Below are 20,695 nucleotides of genomic sequence, written 5' to 3'. Positions count from 1 at the left end.
GACCCGACCCGCCCGACCCGACCCGCCCGACATCGGCCGGGCCGCGACATCGGCCGGGCCGCGCCATCGGCCGAGCTACGGGCTGGCGATCTTGGCGAAGTCAGCGGGCCGCTTGATCCACTTGGCGTCGCTTGCCGGCCAGACCAGCGCGAAGACCTTGCCGACCACGTCGGAGACCGGCACGTAGGCATCCTCGGGGTTGCAGCTGGCGGACTCGGCGGCGGTGCACAGGTGGTAGGAGCTGTCGGCGGACTCGCCGCGGTTGTCTCCCATCACGAAGAGCTTGCCCTTTGGCACGGTCGCGCTCCAGCCCTTGCACCCCGCCATCGGGCCGTTGCAGGCGCTCTGGGGCGCTATGTAGGAGTCCTCGTCCAGCGGGGTGCCGTTGACGGTGATCCTGCCCTGCGCGTCGCAGCAGACCACCTTGTCGCCGGCGACGCCGATGACCCTCTTCACCAGGTGGCCCCCGCTCGGGTAGAGCCCGATCTTGGCCAGCACGGACGCCATCGGACCGCTCGGCTTGGCGTCGTCTGCCGGGGTGAGCCAGCCGCCCGGGTCCTTGAACACGATGATGTCGCCCCGGCTGGGCCCGTTCCCGAACCAGTACGACGGCTTCTCCACCAGGATCCGGTCGTTGACCTGCAGTCCCGGCTCCATCGAACCCGACGGGATGTAGAACGCCTGGACGAAGAACGTCTTGACCCCCACCGCCAGCACGACGGCCACCAGGACCAGCACGACCGTCTCGATGACGACCTTCAACGGGCCGGATCTCTTCGTCTCGTCTCGCGTCACGTCCCGGACCCTATCCGCCACCTGGTCGGCCGACGTGGCGAACTAGGCTGAAGCCATGCCGAAGCCGTCGCGCCCTGCTGACCTGGTGGTCGGCTTCGACCTCGACATGACGCTGATCGACACCGCTCCCGGGTTCCGCGACGTGCTGACGGCGCTCGGCTCCGAGCTCGGTGTCGAGCTGCCCGTCGTCGAGCTCACCGCGAAGCTCGGCCCGCCGCTCGACCTCCTGCTGGGGCCGTACGTCGAGGCGGATCGGATGGCTGCTGCGATCGATCGGTTCCGGGCGCTCTACCCGTCCTATGCCGTGGCCGGCACGCCCGCCCTCGGCGGCGCGCGCGAGGCACTGGCGGCGGTGGCCGACCGGGGCGGCCGGATCCTGGTGGTGACCGGCAAGTTCGCCCGCAACGCGCGGCTCCACCTCGATCACCTGGAGCTGGTCGCCGACCACCTCGAGGGCGAGGTCTGGGGGATCGGCAAGGCCTCGGTGCTGCAGCGCGAGGGCGCCAGCATCTACGTCGGCGACCACATCCACGACGTCGAGGGCGCCCTCGCGGCCGGGGTGACCAGTGTCAGCGTCCTCACCGGCGGCTGCACGCGCGCCGAGCTCGTCGATGCCGGCACCCACGTCGTGCTGGAGTCGCTGCACGAGTTCCCGGACTGGCTCGAGGACCACCTCGCCGCCCAGCCTCGGTGATCGCCCGCCTCTGGGATCAGCTCACCGCCACCCAGCCGGTGCCGGACGCGCGCTGGGTGGTCGGATGCGGCCTGGTCGCATTCGTGCTGGTCGGCTGGCACCTGACCTGGCCCTGGATCCGGCTCGCCGTCACGGTCGTGCACGAGGCCGGACACGCCCTGGTCGCGGTGCTGGTCGGTCGCAGGCTCGCCGGGATCAAGGTGCACTCCGACACCTCCGGTGTGACCGTCTCCCGTGGCAGGCCACGCGGTCCCGGCATGGTCGTGATGCTGATGGCCGGCTACCTGGCCCCCGCCGTACTTGGCCTCGTTGCGACGCTGCTGTTCAGCCACGGTCAGGCGCTGGTGCTGCTGTGGCTGTTGATCGTCGTCCTGGTGGGGGTGCTGGTGTGGGTGCGCAACGGCTACGGCCTGCTCACGGTCGTCGCCCTGGGTGCGGGGCTCGCCGCCGTCACCCGGTACGCCGGAGCCCACACCCAGGCCGTGCTGGCCTGCCTGGTCGCCTGGGTCCTGCTGCTGGCCGCCCCTCGGCCGCTGGTGGACCTGCTGCGCCGCTCGAAGGCGAGCCGCCGGGGCTCGGATCCCGATCAGCTGGCCCGGCTGACCAGGCTCCCGACCGTGTTGTGGATCCTCGTCCTGCTCGCCGCCAACCTGGCCGGTCTCGTCGTTGGTGGCGCGACCCTGGTCCCGCGCCTGTAGGCTTTTGCGGCCCCGATCCGGCGGGGCAGACGTACCGAATAAGAAGAGGTTGGATCCGTGCCCACTGGCAAGGTGAAGTGGTTCGACGCCGACAAGGGCTTCGGCTTCCTGTCGCAGGATGACGGCCCCGACGTGTACGTCCACGCCGAGGCGCTCCCCGAAGGCACGGCCAAGACGCTGAAGGCCGGCACCCGTGTCGAGTTCGGCATCGCGCAGGGGCGCCGCGGCGACCAGGCGCTGCAGGTCCGCATCCTCGAGGCGCCGAAGTCGGTCGCGCGCAACCAGCGCGCCGCCCAGCGCCGCAAGCCCGAGGAGATGGTCCTGATCATCGAGAACGTCATCAAGCTGCTCGACGACATCCGCGAGGGCTACGAGCACGGTCGTCCGCCGACCCGAGAGCTGGCCAAGAAGGTCAGCCCGGCGCTGCGCTCGATCGCCGACGAGTTCGAGGTCTGAGCCGCCCGTCTCAGAGCACGTCGTCGCCCCGGCGCGTGCCCGGCCGGTGCGAGAGCACGTGGATCGCCCACGCCGTCAGGAGGGCGAAGGCGACGTAGAGGCCGAGGTGCTGGTGCGGGGTCAGCGCGATCCCCACGAAACCGCCCACCACCCAGGCGAGCTGGCAGGTGGTGTCGGAGCGTGCGAAGGCGCTGGTCTGCACCCGCGCCGGGACGTCCTGCTGGATGCTCGAGTCGAGCGCGAACTTCGCCAGCGCGGCGCCGCCGCCGGCGACGACTCCGAGCGCCAGCAGGGTGATCATGTTGGCGCGCAAGGCCGTGAGCAGCACGACCGCGCTGCCTGAGACGAGGACGACGGCCAGGGTCAGTCGAGGGTTGACGCGCCGCAGCAGCGAGGCGAGGACGGTGCCGAGGAAGTTGCCTGCGCCCGCTCCGCCCGCGACCAGGCCGAGGACGAGCGTCGAGTTCCAGCTCGGGAGCGGATGGTGGGGGCCCTGCAGCAGGAACGCCATGAACATCAGGAGAAAGCCCGAGAGGAACTTCGGACCGCAGTTGGCGCGCAGGGCGTAGGCCACCGATTGAGGCACGCGCAGCGTGCCGCCACCATGATCGGCCGGCGCAGTCAGGTCGCCACGGAAGGTCATCGTGCCCTCGCCCTCGCTGTGGTCGACCTGGGCCGGCAGCCGGATGGCGAGCACCGTCGCGACGACGAACAGCACCGTCGCCCAGCGCAGCACCCACTCGGCCCCGGCCAGTGAGCACAGTCCCGCGATCGGTGCGGAGATCGCGACGCCGACCATGCCGGCCATCGACACCCGCCCGTTGGTCTTCACCAGGGTGAAGCCCTGCGGGATCAGGCGCGGTGTGGCGGCGGCCCGCGTCACGCCGTACGCCTTCGAGAGGACGAGGACGAGCAGCGCGGCGGGGTACATCATCACCGACTGGTGGGGGAGGGCTCCGGCGAGAATCCAGCAGAAGAAGGCACGCGCTGCCATCGTGGTGCCGATCGCCCAGCGGCGGCCGTGGGAGAAGCGATCCAGCAGCGGTCCGAGCAGCGGCGCCACGACCGCGAAGGGGACCATCGTCAGGGCCAGGAACAGGGCCACGTGTCCACGAGCACCCCACGACGCGCCGGCTGCGGCGTCGCTGGCCGAGAAGAACAGCGAACCCGCCAGAGCGATCGCGACCGCGGCGTCGCCGGCCGTGTTGAACGCATGCATCTCGAGGAGCCGGTTGAGCCCCGACTTGTCGGCTCCCTGGGCATCGGCCGCCCGTCGCGCCTGTGTGACGGCGTAGCGGCCGAAGCCCTTCAGGCCGCGTCCAGTGGCGGCCACGCCGCGTGCTGTCGCGCGCGCAGCACCTGCCGCACGGTGGGCCCCGGACAGCGCTTCGTCGTCGTATGCGTCGTCGGGATCCAGGTGCGGATCCCGCCAGCGCTGCTCGTCCGAGGTCATACGCTCCATTCTTCACGTCTAGGATATGCGGGTGACCAGCACCGCCACGCCGTACGCCGGCCCGAACGTCCTGACCGCCGTCGAGGACGCTCGCTCTGCGCTCGTCGCCGATCTCGGCCGTGATGCCTCCGATGTCGGTGACCACCTGGGCAACGTCGTCGAGAGCGACGGCGTCGTCACCCACCTCTTCGCCTGCACCCGCAAGGGCTACGTCGGCTGGCGCTGGTCGGTCACCGTGGTGCAGTTGGACGGCGGCCCCATCACCGTCGACGAGCTGGTGCTCATCCCCGGCGACGAGGCGATCGTGGCCCCGGCCTGGGTGCCCTACCGCGAGCGGATCCAGCCCGGCGACCTCTCGCCCGGCGACCTGCTCCCGGTCGGTGACGACGACCCGCGGCTGGTCCCGACCTACTTCTTCGGCGACGACCCGCTCGACGCGGACGCGAAGGCGCAGGTGCGCCAGGTCGCCCTGGACCTCGGCCTGGGTCGGGTGCGCACGCTCAGCCCCGAGGGCTACGACGCCGCCGCGGAGCGGTGGTACGAGAGCGAGAGCGGTCCGCTTGCGCCGATCGCGCAGGCCGCGCCGCACCACTGTCACAGCTGCGGCTTCCTGATGCGCATCGCGGGACACCTGGCGCAGCACTTCGGGGTGTGCGCCAACGGCGATGCCAACGACGACGGCCGGGTGGTGAGCATGGATCACGGCTGCGGCGCGCACTCCGAGGTGCGGCTGTCGAAGAAGCAGGAGCCCCTTCCCGTGCCGGAGCCGGTCATCGACACCATCACCCCCGACGAGCTCGAGAACTTCTAGAGGCGTCGCTGACGGCACGTCGCCTATGTTGTCGGCTCTCGACGGCCGCTTCGCGCCCAGGCCGCCTTCGAGCCTCCGCCTCGGCGCCGCGCACGTCAGCGACGCCTAGCGGCGCGTCGGGCCCTCACTCCTGGTGGCGGGCGCGCCGGCGTCGGCAGTACTCGACGCCGAGCGCGCCGAGGCCGAAGCCGGCCAAGCAGGTCCACAGCCACCAGCCGTGCCCGTCGTCCTTGAGGCGGCCGTAGAACGGCAGCATCCCGATGAAGGCGACCAGCCAGATGATGGTCCCGACCTCGACCGCGCGGACGCCGTCCACGTCGAGAGGCGGTACGTCGGCGATCGGTCGCCGGGGCTTGTCCTGCACGCGCACAACCTAGCGCGCGGAGGAATAGTTAGCGATGTTAATGAGTTACGCTAACGATATGACTTCATCGGGTGCATCCAGCAGCGACGCCAGCCTGGCCAGCGAGCTGCGCCTGTCGGTCATGCGGCTGCGGCGCCGCCTCGTCTCCGAGCGTCACCCCGACAACGACCTGTCGATCGGCGCGATGGCCGTGCTGGCGGGCCTCGAGCGGTTCGGCGACATGACGCTGGGCGCCTTGGCGCAGCGCGAGCGGGTCCAGCCGCCCAGCATGACTCGCACCGTCAACTGCCTGGAGGAGGGCGGCTACGCCCTGCGCCAGCCGAGCGAGACCGACCGCCGCCAGGTGGTGGTCTCGCTGACCGACAAGGGCCGAGACACCCTGCTCGCCGACCGTGCCCGCCGCAACGAGTGGCTGGCCCGGCGGTTCGGCGACCTGACCGACGCTGAGCGCGCGATCCTGCGCGACGCCGCTCCCATCCTCGAGAGGATCGCCAACGAATAAGCACGACCTCTCCCTCCCAGCCTGCTGCGCGGCACCCATGACGCGCGCTGGCTGCGTTGTCGTCGGTCACCGTGGCTCCGCCACGGCTCCCTCCTCCGCCGACCGCGCTGCGCGCGGTGGCTCCCTCGCTCGGCGTCCGAGATCGAGCAAGCTCGACTCGACGCCTCACTCAGTCGCCTTGCCATCCCACGCCCTGGCCGCCGCTCGCGACGGCCAGGAGAGAGAGGTCATGCTTTGAGCCCCACGTTCCGAGCGCTGCGCAACCCCAACTACCGCCTGTTCCTGGTGGGGAGCGTCGTCTCCAACACCGGCACCTGGCTGCAGCGCACGGCTCAGGACTGGCTCGTGCTCAAGCCGCTGCACGGCGGCGGCACCGACCTGGGTGTGGTCACGGCCCTGCAGTTCCTTCCCGTCCTGCTGCTGACGCCGTACGCCGGGGTCATTGCCGACCGCTTCTCCAAGCGCCGCATGCTGCAGCTGACCCAGCTCTCGATGGCGACGGTCTCGCTGATGCTCGGCGTCCTCGCGCTCAGCGGGCAGGCGCAGATCTGGATGGTCTACGTCCTCAGCTTCATGTTCGGTGTCGGTGCCGCCTTCGACGTACCGGCCCGGCAGTCGTTCGTCTCGGAGATGGTCGGGCCCGATGACCTGACCAACGCGGTGGGCCTCAACTCCGCCGCCTTCAACACCGCCCGCATCATCGGCCCGGCGCTGGCCGGGCTGCTGATCGCCGTGTTCGGCGGGGGAGCGACGGCGACCGGCATCGTCATCCTCCTCAATGCGGTGTCCTACCTCGCGGTGATCGTGCAGCTGCAGCGGATGAACACCTCGCTGCTGCGCATCATCCCCGGCCGCATCCGTGGTCGAGGTGCCCTGATGGAGGGCGTGCGCTACGTCCGCACGCAGCCCAAGATGCTCTTCGTGCTCGTGCTGGTCTTCTTCGCCGGCACCTTCGGCATGAACTTCCAGCTCACCTCCTCCTTGATGGCCACCCAGGTCTTCGGCAAGGGCGCCGGCGAGTTCGGCCTGCTCGGCTCGACCCTGGCGGTCGGCTCGCTGGCCGGGGCCCTGATGGCGGCCCGGCGCGCCAGCATCCCGCTGCGGCTGCTCGCGTTCGCGGCGACCGGGTTCGGAGTCGCGGAGATCATCGCGGGAAGCCTGCCCTCCTACGTCGCCTTCGCGGTCTTCTCGCCGATCATCGGCTTCTGCACGATCACGCTCCTCAACAGCTCCAACGCCACCATCCAGCTCACCTCGGAGCCGGCCATGCGGGGTCGCTCGATGGCGCTGTACATGACAGTCGTCCAGGGCGGTACGCCGATCGGCGCCCCGATCATCGGCTGGGTCGGACAGGCGTGGGGGCCGCGCTGGACCTTGTGGGTGGGTGGCAGCATGGTGTTGCTGGGCGTCGTGCTGGCGATCGCGCTCCTCGTCCGGCTGCGTGGGGGCCTGTCCAGCGTTTTGACCCCCCTCAAGCCGGCCGGTAGCCTTGTGGATCGTGTCTGGGACGACCAGGCCGTCGCGCGTGTTCGGAAGTAGAGCCTCGGATCAGGATCGAGGTTCCCGGGGGCGCACGCCACGCTGACAGAGGGCGACACGCCCGACCTCGGGGGCGAGAAGCGGCCGGTCGGTAGCGCACCACCTCGACACATCGGTAGGAATCCGCCGCGGCAGGTCGTCGCGGTGTGAGAGCAGAAAAGAAGGGGAACCACCAGGTGCCCACTATCAACCAGTTGGTCCGCAAGGGCCGCCAGGACAAGGCGTCCAAGACGAAGACGCCCGCCCTGAAGGGGTCTCCGCAGCGCCGTGGCGTCTGCACCCGCGTCTACACCACCACGCCGAAGAAGCCGAACTCCGCCCTCCGGAAGGTCGCCCGCGTGCGCCTGTCCAGTGGCGTCGAGGTCACCGCTTACATCCCCGGCGTCGGTCACAACCTCCAGGAGCACTCGATCGTGCTCGTTCGTGGCGGCCGTGTGAAGGACCTTCCCGGTGTTCGCTACAAGATCATTCGTGGCACCCTCGACACCCAGGGTGTGAAGAACCGCAAGCAGGCCCGGTCGCGTTACGGCGCGAAGAAGGAGAAGTGAGATGCCTCGTAAGGGTCCCGCTCCCAAGCGTCCGATCGACGTCGACCCGGTCTACGGCTCCCAGCTGGTCACCCAGCTGGTGAGCAAGGTGCTGCAGGACGGCAAGAAGCAGGTCGCCCAGCGCATCGTCTACACCGCCCTCGAGGGCTGCCGCGAGAAGACCGGCACCGACCCCGTCGTCACGCTCAAGCGTGCGATGGACAACGTGAAGCCGGCTATCGAGGTCAAGTCCCGCCGCGTCGGCGGTGCGACCTACCAGGTTCCGATCGAGGTCAAGGGCACGCGTGGCACCACGCTCGCGCTGCGCTGGCTCGTCGGCTATGCCGCCGACCGTCGTGAGAAGACGATGGCCGAGCGCCTCATGAACGAGATCCTCGACGCGAGCAACGGCCTCGGTGCCGCGGTGAAGAAGCGTGAGGACACCCACAAGATGGCCGAGTCGAACAAGGCCTTCGCGCACTACCGCTGGTGACCTAAGGGCAGGGGCCCCCACCGCGGGCCCCTGCTCCACCTGCTCCACCCGAGACTTAAAGGAACGCTGACACAGTGGCTGTCGACATCACCACGGACCTCAAGACCGTCCGAAACATCGGCATCATGGCGCACATCGATGCCGGTAAGACCACCACCACCGAGCGCATCCTGTTCTACACCGGTATCTCGTACAAGATCGGTGAGGTCCACGAGGGCGCTGCCACGATGGACTGGATGGAGCAGGAGCAGGAGCGCGGCATCACGATCACGTCCGCCGCGACGACCTGCTGGTGGAAGAACCACCAGATCAACATCATCGACACCCCCGGCCACGTCGACTTCACCGTCGAGGTCGAGCGGTCGCTCCGTGTCCTCGACGGCGCCGTCGCCGTCTTCGACGGCGTTGCCGGTGTCGAGCCCCAGTCGATGACTGTGTGGCGCCAGGCCAACAAGTACGCCGTCCCGCGGATGTGCTTCGTCAACAAGCTCGACCGCACCGGTGCCGACTTCTACCGCGTGCTCGGCACGATCGTGGCGAAGCTCAACAGCACCCCGCTCGTCCTTCAGCTGCCGATCGGCGCCGAGGGCGACTTCATCGGCGTCGTCGACCTGGTCGAGATGAACGCCAAGGTGTGGCGTGGCGAGACCCAGCAGGGCGAGGACTACGTCGTCGAGGAGATCCCCGCGGACCTCACCGACAAGGCGGCCGAGTGGCGCGAGAAGCTCGTCGAGACGCTCGCAGAGGCTGACGACGAGATCATGGAGGTCTACCTCGAGGACGGCGACGTCTTCGACGTGCCCACCCTGAAGGCAGCGATCCGCCGCGCGACCCTCGCCGACAAGCTCAACCCGATCCTGTGCGGCACGGCGTTCAAGAACAAGGGCGTCCAGCCCCTGCTCGACGCCGTCGTCGACTACCTGCCCTCGCCGGTGGACGTGGAGTCCATCGTCGGCCACAAGCCGAACAACGACGAGGTCGAGGTCACCCGTCAGCCGTCGGACGACGAGCCGCTCAGCGCGCTCGCGTTCAAGATCGCGACCGACCCGCACCTGGGCAAGCTGATCTACGTCCGCGTCTACTCCGGCAAGCTCGAGGCCGGCGGGACCGTGCTCAACGCGACCAACGGTCGCAAGGAGCGCATCGGCAAGGTCTACCAGATGCACGCCAACAAGCGTGAGGAGATCGCGTCGGTCGGCGCCGGCCAGATTGTGGCCGTGATGGGTCTGAAGGACACCAAGACCGGTCACACGCTCTCCGACCCGGCCAACCCGGTCGTGCTCGAGTCGATGACGTTCCCGGCCCCGGTGATCGAGGTCGCGATCGAGCCGAAGACCAAGTCGGACCAGGAGAAGCTCGGCGTCGCGATCCAGCGTCTGTCCGAGGAGGACCCGACCTTCGTCGTCAAGACCGACGAGGAGACCGGCCAGACGATCATCGCCGGCATGGGCGAGCTCCACCTGGAGATCCTGGTCGACCGGATGAAGCGCGAGTTCCGCGTCGAGGCCACCGTCGGCAAGCCGCAGGTCGCCTACCGCGAGACCATCCGCCAGAAGGTCGCGAACCACAGCTACACCCACAAGAAGCAGACCGGTGGTTCGGGTCAGTTCGCCAAGGTCGTCATCTCGGTCGAGCCGAACATCGACCCGGAGACCGGTCTCGGTGCGGGCTACGAGTTCGTGAACGCCGTCTCCGGTGGTCGCGTTCCGCGTGAGTACATCCCGTCGGTCGACAACGGTGGCCAGGACGCCATGCAGTTCGGCGTGCTCGCCGGCTACCCGATGGTCGACGTGAAGTTCACCCTCGAGGACGGCGCCTACCACGACGTCGACTCGTCGGAGCTCGCGTTCAAGATCGCCGGCAACCAGGCCTTCAAGGAGGCCGCTCGTCAGGCCAAGCCGGTCCTGCTGGAGCCGATGTTCGCCGTTGAGGTGACCACCCCCGAGGACTTCCTCGGTACGGTCATCGGTGACATCAACTCCCGTCGTGGCCAGATCCGCGCGCAGGAGGAGAACCACGGCGACCTCGTCGTGTCCGCCCTTGTGCCGCTTTCCGAGATGTTCGGGTACGTCGGTGACCTCCGGTCCAAGACCAGTGGTCAGGCGTCGTACTCGATGGAGTTCGACTCGTACGCCGAGGTTCCCACGAACGTCGCCGACGAGATCATCAAGAAGGCTCGCGGCGAGTAATTCGCCTTCGGGACTTCGGCAACACCACCATCAGTACGAGTCAAGTAAAAAACACACCAGGAGGAGCCCCAGTGGCTAAGGCGAAGTTCGAGCGGACCAAGCCGCACGTCAACATCGGTACGATCGGTCACATCGACCACGGCAAGACCACGCTGACTGCGGCGATCACCAAGGTCCTGCACGACAAGTACCCGGACCTGAACGCCGCCTCGGCGTTCGACGAGATCGACAAGGCTCCCGAGGAGCGTCAGCGCGGCATCACGATCTCGATCGCGCACGTCGAGTACCAGACCGAGGCGCGCCACTACGCGCACGTTGACTGCCCCGGTCACGCGGACTACATCAAGAACATGATCACCGGTGCGGCCCAGATGGACGGCGCGATCCTCGTGGTCGCCGCCACCGACGGCCCGATGCCGCAGACCCGCGAGCACGTGCTGCTCGCCCGCCAGGTCGGCGTGCCGGCCCTGGTCGTGGCGCTCAACAAGTGCGACATGGTCGACGACGAGGAGCTCATCGAGCTCGTCGAGATGGAGGTGCGCGAGCTCCTCAACGAGTACGAGTTCCCGGGCGACGACATCCCGGTCGTGCGTGTGGCTGCCTTCCCGGCGCTGCAGGGCGACGCCAAGTGGGGCGAGTCGATCCTCGAGCTCATGAACGCTGTCGACGAGGCCATCCCGACCCCCGAGCGTGAGACGGACAAGCCGTTCCTCATGCCGGTCGAGGACGTCTTCACGATCACCGGTCGTGGCACCGTCATCACCGGTCGTATCGAGCGCGGCATCGTCAAGGTTGGTGAGGAGGTCGAGATCGTCGGCATCCGCGAGACCTCGCAGAAGTCGACCGTCACCGGCGTCGAGATGTTCCGTAAGCTCCTCGACGAGGGCCAGGCCGGCGAGAACGTCGGTCTGCTCCTCCGTGGCACCAAGCGCGAGGACGTCGAGCGCGGCATGGTCGTGATCAAGCCGGGCACGACCACCCCGCACACCAACTTCGAGGCCTCGGTCTACATCCTCTCGAAGGAGGAGGGCGGCCGTCACACGCCGTTCTTCAACAACTACCGCCCGCAGTTCTACTTCCGTACCACGGACGTGACGGGCGTCGTGACCCTGCCCGAGGGCACCGAGATGGTCATGCCGGGTGACAACACCGAGATGTCGGTCGAGCTCATCCAGCCCATCGCGATGGACGAGGGCCTTCGCTTCGCGATCCGTGAGGGTGGCCGCACCGTCGGTGCCGGCCGCGTCACCAAGATCAACAAGTGATCTTCGCGGGCTAGCCCGCAACCCTGAAGGGCGTCCGGCTTCGGCCGGGCGCCCTTCGCCTTTCGCGGCCCTGACGGCTGCGAAGAAGCAAGGACCCCCGAGCCGGTGTGGCTCGGGGGTCCTGGTCGTTCGGCGCCGGAGTCGGACTCAGCAGGCGTCGTCGTACGTCGTCTTGTGTGGTCGCGGCGCCTTGGTGGACTTGTCGTCCGGCTTGCTCAGCGTCCAGTAGCGCAGCCAGTCCATCTGCATCCGCGCCGGGGCCATCCGCTCGCCCTTGGTGCTCTTGAGCCGGAACCGCACCGTCAGCGGCACGCCGGAGAGCGCCGCTGGACGGGTCTCCGTCGCCACCACGTGCGCATCGACGAACCACGAGATCCGCTTGCCGGTGACCTCGACGGCGAAGGTGTGCCAGTGGTCGCCGGTGAACGACTGCCCGCGCGGCCGCACGGTCTTGGTGAAGGCGAGGTTGGGCAGCGCGTTGATCGCCAGCCCGGCCTTGTTCTGGCCGGCCGTCTTGTCCTCGAAGGTGACGTCCTGGGCGCCGCAGTGGCGTGCCCTCGACGCGACCGGGACCAGCGCGGACTGCAGTCGGTAGGAGGTGTGTGCGTGGCCGTACTGGCGTCCGCGCCAGCGGATCTCCCAGCGTCCGTGGGCATGTCCGGCACCCCGCAGGGTGGCGGTGACGTCGCCACGCGTGCCGCTGAGCAGGGTCAGCATGCCGTTCTGGGTGCGCACGTTGCCGTGGGTCTGCCAGTCCGAGCCGAGCGGGCTGACGAACTCGTAGCGCTTGGCGACCGGGTACCAGCCGAACGTGTTGCCGGCGTGGATGGGCCCGGGAATCGGCGCGGCGGAGGCGGGCGCGACGAGCAACGGCAGCGCCATCAGGCCGGCCGTCGCTGCCGCGGTACGGGTGAGACGTTCCGAGAACATCGCGCCAGGCTACCGAGGCGGGAGATCGCGGCCACATCCTGGACAATGGGCACATGTCTGGCATCGTCGATCCCGCCCGTCCCGGAGCCCGTCTCACCGAGGACGGTCGCCCGCTGCGTGAGGTGGTCAGCTACACCCGCCGAGGCGCCCGGTTCACGCCTGGCCAGCAGCGCGCCTGGGACGCCCGCGAGGCGGAGTGGGTCGTGCCCGAGGAGGACGTCGCCGCCCCGGGTTTCAGCTGGAGCGAGCGGTTCGGACGTGAGGCGCCGCTCCTCATCGAGATCGGCTCGGGTGTGGGGGAGACCCTGGCGGCCGTGCCTCGGCCCGCACACAACGTCATCGGGATCGAGGTCTGGAAGCCAGGTGTCGCTGACACCCTGCGCCGGCTGGAGAAGGTCGACATCGGCAACGTCCGGATGTGCAGCGTCGATGCGGTCTGGGTGCTCGAGCACACCGTGGCTCCGGGGCAGCTCAGCGAGCTGTGGACCTTCTTCCCCGACCCGTGGCACAAGGCCCGGCACCACAAGCGCCGGCTGGTCAGCGCGTCCTTCGCCCGCCTGGTCGCCTCGCGGCTCGCGCCGGGCGGGACGTGGCGGCTGGCGACCGACTGGGTCGAGTACGCCGAGCAGATGGTCGAGGTGCTCGACGCCGAGCCCGCGCTGAGCGGGGGCGTGGTGCCGCGCTGGGCCGAGCGCCCGGAGACGAAGTTCGAACGCAAGGGCGTCGCCAAGGGCCGAGTCATCACCGACCTGGCCTACACGCGCTCCTGATCGTCCTGGCGCCCGTCCGGAATTGCTCGCGCCCCGCTATGGGAGCGCTCCCACTTTCCGGCTACGATGGCGCCCATGACCCTGCATCTCCCCTCCGGCCCGGCGCTGGCGCTCGGCGCCGCAAGTGCCTCGTACCAGATCGAAGGCGCCACCGCCGAGGACGGACGGGGCGTCTCGATCTGGGACACCTTCTCCCTGGTGCCGGGTGCGACCAAGGACGGCAAGGACGGCTCGGTCGCCTGCGACTCCTACCACCGCTACCAGGACGACGTGGACCTGGTAGCCGACCTCGGCGCCGACCTCTACCGCTTCTCGGTGGCGTGGCCGCGCATCATCCCGACCGGCGTCGGCTCGGTGGAGGAGCGCGGCCTGGCCTACTACGACCGGCTGGTCGACGCGCTGCTCGCGCGCGGCGTCACGCCGACCGGCACCTTCTACCACTGGGACCTGCCGCAGGCGCTGGAGGACAAGGGCGGGTGGCTCGACCGGGACACCGCCTACGCCTTCGCCGACTATGCGATGGTCGTCCACGAGCGCCTCGGCGACCGGGTGAAGGTGTGGGCTACCCACAACGAGCCGTGGTGTGCGGCGTACCTCGGCTATGCCGCGGCGGTGCACGCTCCCGGCCGCCGTGAGGGCGGCGAGGCCCACCGCGCCGCGCACCACCTGCTGCTCGGCCACGGCCTGGCCGCCGAGCGGCTCCATGCCGCTGGCTCGCAGGATGTCGGGATCGTGCTCAACCTGGCCCCGATCTGGCCCGAGCCCGGCCTCCCGCCCGAGGCCGCGGACGGCATCGACGCGATCCGCAACCGGGTCTGGCTCGGTCCGCTCGTCGACGGCGCGTACGACGCCGGCCTGCTGCGCGTCGCCCCGGTGCTCGCCGACCCCGAGCTGGTGCGGGAGGGCGACCTGGACCTGATTCGCGGCTCGGCCGACTGGATGGGCGTCAACTACTACACGCCTGTCCGGCCCGGGCCGGTGGAGCCGACCCCGGCGGGGGATGTCCGGCATCCGGAGACCGACGCCTACCCAGGCGCCGAGCCGGTGACCTTCGTCGTCCGCGAGCCGCGCACCGACATCGGCTGGGAGGTCGACGCCTACGGTCTCGAGGAGCTGCTCCTGGAGACCTACAAGCGCACCGGCTTGCCTCTGATGGTCACCGAGAACGGCGCGGCGTACGCCGACGACGTGGTGGCTGACGTGCCGGGAGTCGGTCGCTGCGTGCAGGACGAGGACCGGCGCGCCTACCTCGAGGATCACATCGCCGCCACCGAGCGGGCCCGCCAGGCCGGCGCGGACATCCGCGGCTACATCGTCTGGACGCTGCTGGACAACTTCGAGTGGGCCGAGGGCTACACGAAGTACTTCGGCATCGTGCACGTCGATCCCCAGACCCAGGAGCGGACGCCCAAGGCGTCGTACCGCTGGCTCCAGGAGCGCTTGCGCGGCTGACCTCCGTTGCCTGCCACCGCGCCAAGCGCAGGGGCCCGCCACCTCTCTCTGGGTGGCGGGCCCCTGTTGTGTCGCAGGGTGTGGCCTGGCTCCTCGGCCGGCTCCTTCGCCGCGGGCTCGCGCGTCAGCCCTTGACGCTGCCGGCGAGCAGGCCGCGGACGAAGAAGCGCTGCATGGCGATGAACACGATCAGCGGGATCACCATCGACACGAAGGCACCGGCCGTCAGCAGCGGCCAGTCCTGGCCGCGGGTACCGGTCAGGTCGGTCAGCGCCTTGGTCAGCGGTGGCGTCGACTGCCCGAAGATCATCGCCACGAGCAGGTCGTTCCACACCCACAGGAACTGCAGCACCCCGAACGCCGCGATCGCGGGCATCATCAGCGGCAGCATGATCCGGGAGAAGATCTGGACGTGACCGGCTCCGTCGACGCGGGCCGACTCGATCAGCTCGCCGGGGATCTCCCGCATGAAGTTGTGCAACAGGAAGATCGCCAGCGGCAGCGCGAAGATCGTGTGCGAGAGCCACACCGAGTAGAGACCGCCAGCGGGCGGGTTCTCGCCACCGTGGATCGGCATCAGGTGGAACGGCGGCTTGTTGTAGAGCTTCAGCAGTGGGATCAGGCAGACCTGGATCGGCACGATCTGCAGGGCGAAGACCAGCACGAACAGGAGGTTCTTGGCGGGGAACTTCATCCAGGCGAACGCGTACGCCGCCATCGTGGCCAGGAAGATCGGGATGATCACCGCGGGCAGCGTGATGACGATGGTGTTGACCAGGTTGCCGGTCAGGTTCGTCTGCGAGCCCGACGACAGCACCTGACGGTAGTTGTCGAGGGTGAAGCTCGGGCTGGTGAACACGTGCCACCAGCCGGTCGTCTTCACGTCGGTCTCGGGTCGGAACGAGGAGATCAGCAGGCCGGCCGTCGGCACCGTCCACACGATCGCGAGCACGACCGCGGCCAGCGAGGCCCACGGTGAGGTCAGCGCGTGCTTGGCGGCCTTGGGGGCGGAGATGACCGGCGCGGCGGCCATCGCTCCTTCGGGTACGACTGTCGTCATCGAGCCTCAGCCTTTCGCATCTGCCGGACGTTGTAGATCACGACCGGACTGACCAGGATGAAGATCAGTACGGCGAGCACCGAGGCGGTGCCGTTCTGGCCCTGCGACTGCCGGATGTAGAAGTCGTAGGCCAGCACGTTGGTGTGCCAGGCCCCGCCTGCGCCGATGCTCTGCACGATGTCGAAGGCCTTGAGCGTGGTGATCGTGATGGCCGTGAGCACCACGATGATGGTCGGACGGATGCTCGGGACGGTGATGTAGCGGAACATCTTCCAGCCGCCGACGCCGTCCAGCCGGGCGGCCTCGACGATGTCGGTCGGGATGGCCTTGATCGAGGCGGACAGCACCGTCATCGCGAACCCGGTCTGGACCCAGACCATGATCGCGATCAGGTAGAGGCTGTTCCAGGGGGAGTGGCTGAGGTCCTGGTACCAGGAGTGGTTCCCGCCGAGTCCGAGCGAGCCGGAGACGGCGTTGAGCAGGCCGATCTGCGGTGCGTAGACGAACTTCCAGATGATCGAGGCGCCGACCAGCGAGATCGCCATCGGCAGGAAGATCAGTGCCTTCGCGAACCGCTCGAAGGCGGCCCGGTCGATCAGCACGGCATAGACCAGACCGATCACGGTGGCGGCGACGGGCGTCACGATCACCCACAGCGCGGTCGTACCGAGAACCTTGAGCTCGGCGTTGCTACCGAAGATCTCGTGGTAGTTGTCCAGCCCGACCCAGTTCTTGCTGAGGTTGTCGCGGAAGGACCAGATGATGGTGTTGATCGCCGGGTAGAGCAGCCCGACGGCGATGAGGAAGACGGCCGGCAGCAGGAACGCTGCCGACTGGACGAGCTCGCCTCGGCGTGAGCGCAGACGCTGGGTCAGCAGCAGGATCACGGAGACGACTGCGAAGAAGAGCACGATGGCGATGACCATCTGGAGGAGCTTCTCGCCTGTGGACATGGCACTCCTGGTGGATTCGGGAGGAAGACGGCGGGAGGCCGGGTCGTGCGGCGAACCGCACGACCCGGCCTGTTGCGCAGATGCTCAGTGCTGCATGGCTGCGATCACGAGGACGGCCAGGACGCCTCGATGTTGTCGAGGGTGTCCTTCGTCGACTGGCCGGAGATCCAGTTGATCATCTCCTTCCAGAAGGTGCCCGAGCCGACGGCGCCGGGCATCGAGTCGGAGGCGTCGAAGCGGAACACCGCCTTGGGGTCGGCCAGCGTCTTGGCGGACAGCTGGTCGATCGGGCTGGTCAGGTTGGTGACGTCCAAGCCCTTGTTCGCGCTGACCCAGCCGCCGTCGGGCGTGGCCTTGGCCTTCTCGTTCGCCCAGACGTCGGTCGACAGGTAGGTCTGGAAGGCCTCGGTCGCCGGGTTGTGGTTGAAGGCGACCACGAACTCGCCGCCACCCTCGACGGGCGAGCCCTTCGACGGGTCGACGGTGGGCTCATAGAACGCGTAGACGTCGCCGTCGGGGCCGACCTTGGTGCCCTTGGGCCAGTTGGCGGCGTAGAAACCGGCCATCTGCATCATCGCGCACTTGTTCTTGAGGATCGGCAGGCCCGCGTCGCCGAACGCCGTACCGGCGATCGACTTCACGTCACCGATCCCGCCGTTGACGTACTTGGGATTCTTGAGGATCTCGCCGACCTGGTCGAGGGCCTTGGAGACCTGCGGGTCGTTGAACGGGATCTTGTGCGCGACCCACTGGTCGTAGACGTCCGGTCCGGCGGTCCGGAGCATGACCTCCTCGAGCCAGTCGGTACCCGGCCAGCCGGAGGCGTCGCCGGACTCGAAGCCCGCGCACCACGGCGTCGTACCGGACTTCTGGATCTGGGCGGTCAGCGTCATCATGTCGGCCCACGTGGTGGGGATCTTCCAGCCGTTCTTCTGGAACATGGAGGGGGAGTACCAGACGAAGGACTTCACGTTCGCACCCAGCGGGGCGGCGTAGAACGTGCCGTCGACCGTGCCGTAGTTCTTCCAGTCGGTGCTCCAGAACTTGTCGACGTTGGTCTCGACGTCCTTCGGCGGCTTGACCACGGTGCCGGTGTCGACGAGCTGCTTGAGCAGGCCCGGCTGCGGCACGTAGGCGACGTCGGGCAGGTCGTTGCCCTGGGCACGTACGAGGACGTTCTTCTCGAAGTCCTTGTTGGCGTTGTACTTGATCTTGGCGCCGGTGCACTTCTCGAACAGTGCGTAGGAGCGGACCTGGGCGTCACCCTCGGGCGCGGTGATCGAGGTGTATGCCTCGATCGTCTTCCCCGTCAGGTCGCCGTACTGCGAGAGCTGGCTGAGGCCGGAGCACTCGGACAGCTTCGCGCCCGGCCAGGTGCCGGAGACCTTCGAGCTGTCGTCGTCCGAGCTGGCACAGCCGGCGAGAACGAGCGCTGCGCTCGCCACGACGGCAGCGACCGCCGCACCACGACGCGTCTTGCGTGCACGCATCTGCTTACTTCCTCTCATCGTTGAGAGCAGCGGTCGGTAGGGCCGACCTGTGTCCGCTCCGTACATCCAGATGCAATCGTTCAGGTTCCTCTTGGTCAAGACTCAGGCGAGCCTCAGCCGTAACGGTTGCGTAACGCGTATCACATCAGTTTGGGAGCGCTCCCACAAGTGCTTGAGCCAAGGACGTTCGGCCGAATTTGGTCTCAGGCCCGTCGTCTGCCAAGATTCTCTAGTTGCTCCGGCGGGCTGCCGGGGTGCGGCACATCTTGATTACTGAATCGCGTCTCCCCAACAGGGCCTCTTGTGGGCCTGGGGTGTCGGTCGGTGATCAGTTGTGTCCGCGCCGCACCGGGAGGCCCGATTCGCACCCGACGAACCGTCGGGAGCTGCCGAAACAACCGCAGAGTGGAGATCCTGGTCAAGGGGCCAGTGTCGCAGAGCGCTAGCTCTTAATGCGACACACCCGACCTCGGGGGTCGAAGGTCTGCGGGGCGGCGAGTAGCTGGGCTGGACCGACTCAACCCCGAGGACGTCCTGAGTACGCACGCGGCAACGCAGACGAGAAGGACGAGAGAGACAGATGGCGGGACAGAAGATCCGCATCAGGCTCAAGGCCTATGACCACGAGGTGATCGACACCTCGGCGCGCAAGATCGTGGACACGGTCACCCGCACGGGTGCCAAGGTCGCCGGCCCGGTGCCGCTGCCGACCGAGAAGAACGTGTACTGCGTCATCCGCTCGCCCCACAAGTACAAGGACTCCCGCGAGCACTTTGAGATGCGCACCCACAAGCGCCTCATCGACATCATCGACCCCACCCCGAAGACCGTCGACTCGCTCATGCGGCTTGACCTGCCGGCCGGTGTCGACATCGAGATCAAGCTCTGAGGTCCACTGACATGACGATCGAACGCAACGTGAAGGGGCTGCTGGGCACCAAGCTCGGCATGACCCAGCTCTGGGACGAGAACAACCGCGTCGTCCCTGTCACCGTGATCGCCGCGGGCACCAACGTGGTCACCCAGATCCGCACGCCCGAGACCGACGGCTACAACGCCGTCCAGGTCGGGTACGGCGAGATCGAGGGCCGCAAGGTGAACAAGCCGCAGGCCGGGCAGTTCGCCAAGGCCGGCACCACCCCGCGTCGCCATGTCGTCGAGATCCGCACCGCCGACGCTTCGTCGTACACCGTGGGCCAGGAGCTCGCGGTCGACACGTTCGCTGCGGGCCAGGAGATCGACGTCACCGGCACCAGCAAGGGCAAGGGCTTCGCCGGCACGATGAAGCGTCACGGCTTCCATGGTGTCTCGGCGTCGCACGGCGCCCACCGCAACCACCGCAAGCCGGGTTCGATTGGCGCCTGCGCCACCCCGGGTCGCGTGTTCAAGGGCGTCCGCATGGCCGGCCAGATGGGTACTGACACCGTCACCACCCAGAACCTGACCGTGCACGCCGTCGACACCGAGAAGGGCCTCATCCTCCTCAAGGGCGCCGTCCCCGGCCCCAAGGGTGGTCTTGTGGTCCTCCGCTCGGCCGCGAAGAAGACGGAGGCCTGATCATGGCTCTGAACACTGTCAAGGTCGACCTGCCCGCCGAGATCTTCGACGTTGCCGTCAACGTTCCGCTGATCCACCAGGTCGTCGTCGCCCAGCAGGCTGCTGCTCGCCAGGGCACGCACAAGACCAAGAACCGCGGCGAGGTCTCCGGTTCGGGTGTCAAGCCGTTCAAGCAGAAGGGCACCGGCCGCAGCCGTCAGGGCTCGGTCCGCGCTCCGGAGCACCGCGGCGGTGGCGTCGTTCACGGCCCGCAGCCGCGCGACTACAGCCAGCGCACCCCCAAGAAGATGAAGGCCGCCGCCCTGCGCGGTGCCCTCTCCGACCGGGCCCAGAGCGGTCGCGTCCACGTCGTGGACTTCGCGCTCGACAAGCCGTCGACCAAGGCCGCTGCCGCGGGCCTGGCCGGGCTGACCGAGCGCACGAAGTTCCTCGTGGTCCTGGACCGCGTCGAGTCGGCCGCCTGGCTGTCGCTGCGCAACCTGCCTGAGGTGCACATCGTCGCTGCCGACCAGCTCAACACCTACGACGTGCTGGCCGCCGACGACGTGGTCTTCTCCACCGCCGCCTACTCCGCCTTCACCGGCGCTGAGGTGACGGTCGCCCCGGCGAAGAAGACCGCTGCCAAGAAGACGGCCGCCAAGAAGGCTCCGGCCAAGGCTGCCGCGGCTGACGAGACTTCTGCCGAGGAGGCCTGAGC

The 20,695-nt window shown here is 68.4% G+C and carries 22 protein-coding genes; 15 read left to right on the top strand and 7 right to left on the bottom strand.

Annotated elements, in window-relative coordinates; genetic code table 11:
• Positions 1-75: 75 nt before the first annotated feature.
• Entirely contained in the window at positions 76-795 is a 720-nt protein-coding gene (lepB, locus tag H036_RS21405; RefSeq protein ID WP_232421778.1) for a signal peptidase I, read from the bottom strand.
• 55 nt (positions 796-850) lie between these two features.
• Here lepB and H036_RS0100870 point away from each other — a divergent pair, with 55 nt between their 5' ends.
• The 3 genes from H036_RS0100870 to H036_RS0100860 are packed head-to-tail and all read left to right on the top strand — an operon-like array spanning position 851 to position 2,643.
• Positions 851-1,489, top strand: coding sequence for an HAD family hydrolase (locus tag H036_RS0100870; RefSeq protein ID WP_017932875.1), 639 nt, complete (start codon positions 851-853; stop codon positions 1,487-1,489).
• On the top strand, positions 1,486-2,187 hold the full coding sequence (locus H036_RS0100865) for a M50 family metallopeptidase (protein WP_017932874.1): 702 nt from the start codon (positions 1,486-1,488) through the stop codon (positions 2,185-2,187). Before H036_RS0100870 ends, H036_RS0100865 begins: the two co-directional genes overlap by 4 nt.
• 57 nt (positions 2,188-2,244) lie before the next feature.
• Complete coding sequence (locus H036_RS0100860) at positions 2,245-2,643, top strand: cold-shock protein (protein ID WP_017932873.1); 399 nt, start codon at positions 2,245-2,247, stop codon at positions 2,641-2,643.
• Positions 2,644-2,653: 10 nt separating this feature from the next.
• On the opposite strand, the gene H036_RS0100855 is transcribed toward H036_RS0100860, so the two are convergent.
• The gene (locus tag H036_RS0100855; protein ID WP_017932872.1) at positions 2,654-4,096 is read right to left on the bottom strand and encodes an MFS transporter; all 1,443 of its coding nucleotides are present in this window, start codon (positions 4,094-4,096) and stop codon (positions 2,654-2,656) included.
• Between the two features lie 25 nt (positions 4,097-4,121).
• Between H036_RS0100855 and H036_RS0100850 the strand changes: the two genes are divergently transcribed.
• Positions 4,122-4,907 carry a DUF3027 domain-containing protein gene (locus H036_RS0100850; protein WP_051068570.1) on the top strand — a complete coding sequence of 262 codons (786 nt, stop codon included), beginning with the start codon at positions 4,122-4,124 and terminating at the stop codon, positions 4,905-4,907.
• 124 nt (positions 4,908-5,031) lie between these two features.
• On the opposite strand, the gene H036_RS0100845 is transcribed toward H036_RS0100850, so the two are convergent.
• Positions 5,032-5,271, bottom strand: coding sequence for a DUF2530 domain-containing protein (locus H036_RS0100845; RefSeq protein WP_017932870.1), 240 nt, complete (start codon positions 5,269-5,271; stop codon positions 5,032-5,034).
• A 58-nt stretch (positions 5,272-5,329) separates the two neighbouring features.
• Between H036_RS0100845 and H036_RS0100840 the strand changes: the two genes are divergently transcribed.
• From H036_RS0100840 to tuf, 6 genes are all read left to right on the top strand, one after another.
• A complete protein-coding gene (locus H036_RS0100840) occupies positions 5,330-5,773 on the top strand; it encodes a MarR family winged helix-turn-helix transcriptional regulator (RefSeq protein ID WP_017932869.1) in 444 nt (147 codons plus the stop codon).
• A 234-nt stretch (positions 5,774-6,007) separates the two neighbouring features.
• Positions 6,008-7,312, top strand: coding sequence for an MFS transporter (locus H036_RS0100835; RefSeq protein ID WP_017932868.1), 1,305 nt, complete (start codon positions 6,008-6,010; stop codon positions 7,310-7,312).
• Between the two features lie 176 nt (positions 7,313-7,488).
• Entirely contained in the window at positions 7,489-7,860 is a 372-nt protein-coding gene (rpsL, locus tag H036_RS0100830; RefSeq protein WP_017932867.1) for a 30S ribosomal protein S12, read from the top strand.
• Between the two features lies 1 nt (position 7,861).
• Positions 7,862-8,332: a 30S ribosomal protein S7 gene (gene rpsG, locus H036_RS0100825; RefSeq protein ID WP_017932866.1), complete on the top strand. Its 471-nt coding sequence runs from the start codon at positions 7,862-7,864 to the stop codon at positions 8,330-8,332.
• A gap of 74 nt (positions 8,333-8,406) precedes the next feature.
• Positions 8,407-10,521, top strand: coding sequence for an elongation factor G (gene fusA / locus H036_RS0100820; RefSeq protein ID WP_017932865.1), 2,115 nt, complete (start codon positions 8,407-8,409; stop codon positions 10,519-10,521).
• 71 nt (positions 10,522-10,592) lie between these two features.
• Positions 10,593-11,786 (top strand): elongation factor Tu, encoded by a 1,194-nt coding sequence (tuf, locus tag H036_RS0100815; RefSeq protein ID WP_017932864.1) that lies wholly within the window; start codon positions 10,593-10,595, stop codon positions 11,784-11,786.
• A gap of 147 nt (positions 11,787-11,933) precedes the next feature.
• Here the strand turns inward: tuf and H036_RS0100810 are convergent, their stop codons facing one another.
• The gene (locus H036_RS0100810) at positions 11,934-12,716 is read right to left on the bottom strand and encodes a hypothetical protein (protein ID WP_017932863.1); all 783 of its coding nucleotides are present in this window, start codon (positions 12,714-12,716) and stop codon (positions 11,934-11,936) included.
• A gap of 53 nt (positions 12,717-12,769) precedes the next feature.
• Here H036_RS0100810 and trmB point away from each other — a divergent pair, with 53 nt between their 5' ends.
• Together trmB and H036_RS0100800 are read left to right on the top strand one after the other, a co-directional pair.
• On the top strand, positions 12,770-13,486 hold the full coding sequence (gene trmB, locus H036_RS0100805; RefSeq protein ID WP_017932862.1) for a tRNA (guanosine(46)-N7)-methyltransferase TrmB: 717 nt from the start codon (positions 12,770-12,772) through the stop codon (positions 13,484-13,486).
• Positions 13,487-13,561: 75 nt separating this feature from the next.
• Positions 13,562-14,938 carry a GH1 family beta-glucosidase gene (locus H036_RS0100800; protein WP_017932861.1) on the top strand — a complete coding sequence of 459 codons (1,377 nt, stop codon included), beginning with the start codon at positions 13,562-13,564 and terminating at the stop codon, positions 14,936-14,938.
• 124 nt (positions 14,939-15,062) lie between these two features.
• Here H036_RS0100800 and H036_RS0100795 read toward each other — a convergent pair whose 3' ends face one another.
• The 3 genes from H036_RS0100795 to H036_RS0100785 all read right to left on the bottom strand — a co-directional run bounded on the left by H036_RS0100795 (position 15,063) and on the right by H036_RS0100785 (position 18,441).
• Entirely contained in the window at positions 15,063-15,998 is a 936-nt protein-coding gene (locus tag H036_RS0100795) for a carbohydrate ABC transporter permease (protein WP_026145689.1), read from the bottom strand.
• On the bottom strand, positions 15,995-16,951 hold the full coding sequence (locus H036_RS0100790) for a carbohydrate ABC transporter permease (protein ID WP_017932859.1): 957 nt from the start codon (positions 16,949-16,951) through the stop codon (positions 15,995-15,997). The genes H036_RS0100795 and H036_RS0100790 overlap by 4 nt, the downstream gene beginning before the upstream one ends.
• A gap of 104 nt (positions 16,952-17,055) precedes the next feature.
• Complete coding sequence (locus H036_RS0100785; RefSeq protein ID WP_017932858.1) at positions 17,056-18,441, bottom strand: ABC transporter substrate-binding protein; 1,386 nt, start codon at positions 18,439-18,441, stop codon at positions 17,056-17,058.
• A gap of 580 nt (positions 18,442-19,021) precedes the next feature.
• On the opposite strand from H036_RS0100785, the gene rpsJ reads away from it, so the two are divergent.
• The 3 genes from rpsJ to rplD are packed head-to-tail and all read left to right on the top strand — an operon-like array spanning position 19,022 to position 20,693.
• The gene (gene rpsJ / locus H036_RS0100780; protein WP_008360994.1) at positions 19,022-19,330 is read left to right on the top strand and encodes a 30S ribosomal protein S10; all 309 of its coding nucleotides are present in this window, start codon (positions 19,022-19,024) and stop codon (positions 19,328-19,330) included.
• An 11-nt stretch (positions 19,331-19,341) separates the two neighbouring features.
• A complete protein-coding gene (rplC, locus tag H036_RS0100775) occupies positions 19,342-19,998 on the top strand; it encodes a 50S ribosomal protein L3 (RefSeq protein WP_017932857.1) in 657 nt (218 codons plus the stop codon).
• Positions 19,999-20,000: 2 nt separating this feature from the next.
• Complete coding sequence (rplD, locus tag H036_RS0100770) at positions 20,001-20,693, top strand: 50S ribosomal protein L4 (RefSeq protein WP_017932856.1); 693 nt, start codon at positions 20,001-20,003, stop codon at positions 20,691-20,693.
• Positions 20,694-20,695 lie beyond the last annotated feature (2 nt).

This window comes from Nocardioides sp. Iso805N (genome assembly GCF_000364605.1).
Lineage (GTDB): Bacteria > Actinomycetota > Actinomycetes > Propionibacteriales > Nocardioidaceae > Nocardioides.
The sequence above is the reverse complement of the archived record's forward strand: the minus strand, read 5'-3'. Positions and strand labels throughout refer to the sequence as shown.

Coding starts and splice junctions, on each gene's coding strand:
- H036_RS0100785 (WP_017932858.1), bottom strand. CDS start 18,441: ATGCGTGCACGCAAGACGCGTCGTGGTGCGGCGGTCGCTGCCGTCGTG.
- H036_RS0100790 (WP_017932859.1), bottom strand. CDS start 16,951: ATGTCCACAGGCGAGAAGCTCCTCCAGATGGTCATCGCCATCGTGCTC.
- H036_RS0100795 (WP_026145689.1), bottom strand. CDS start 15,998: ATGACGACAGTCGTACCCGAAGGAGCGATGGCCGCCGCGCCGGTCATC.
- H036_RS0100850 (WP_051068570.1), top strand. CDS start 4,122: ATGCGGGTGACCAGCACCGCCACGCCGTACGCCGGCCCGAACGTCCTG.
- H036_RS0100800 (WP_017932861.1), top strand. CDS start 13,562: ATGACCCTGCATCTCCCCTCCGGCCCGGCGCTGGCGCTCGGCGCCGCA.
- H036_RS0100855 (WP_017932872.1), bottom strand. CDS start 4,096: ATGACCTCGGACGAGCAGCGCTGGCGGGATCCGCACCTGGATCCCGAC.
- rpsJ (WP_008360994.1), top strand. CDS start 19,022: ATGGCGGGACAGAAGATCCGCATCAGGCTCAAGGCCTATGACCACGAG.
- trmB (WP_017932862.1), top strand. CDS start 12,770: ATGTCTGGCATCGTCGATCCCGCCCGTCCCGGAGCCCGTCTCACCGAG.
- rplD (WP_017932856.1), top strand. CDS start 20,001: ATGGCTCTGAACACTGTCAAGGTCGACCTGCCCGCCGAGATCTTCGAC.
- H036_RS0100870 (WP_017932875.1), top strand. CDS start 851: ATGCCGAAGCCGTCGCGCCCTGCTGACCTGGTGGTCGGCTTCGACCTC.
- H036_RS0100810 (WP_017932863.1), bottom strand. CDS start 12,716: ATGTTCTCGGAACGTCTCACCCGTACCGCGGCAGCGACGGCCGGCCTG.
- rpsG (WP_017932866.1), top strand. CDS start 7,862: ATGCCTCGTAAGGGTCCCGCTCCCAAGCGTCCGATCGACGTCGACCCG.
- rplC (WP_017932857.1), top strand. CDS start 19,342: ATGACGATCGAACGCAACGTGAAGGGGCTGCTGGGCACCAAGCTCGGC.
- H036_RS0100840 (WP_017932869.1), top strand. CDS start 5,330: ATGACTTCATCGGGTGCATCCAGCAGCGACGCCAGCCTGGCCAGCGAG.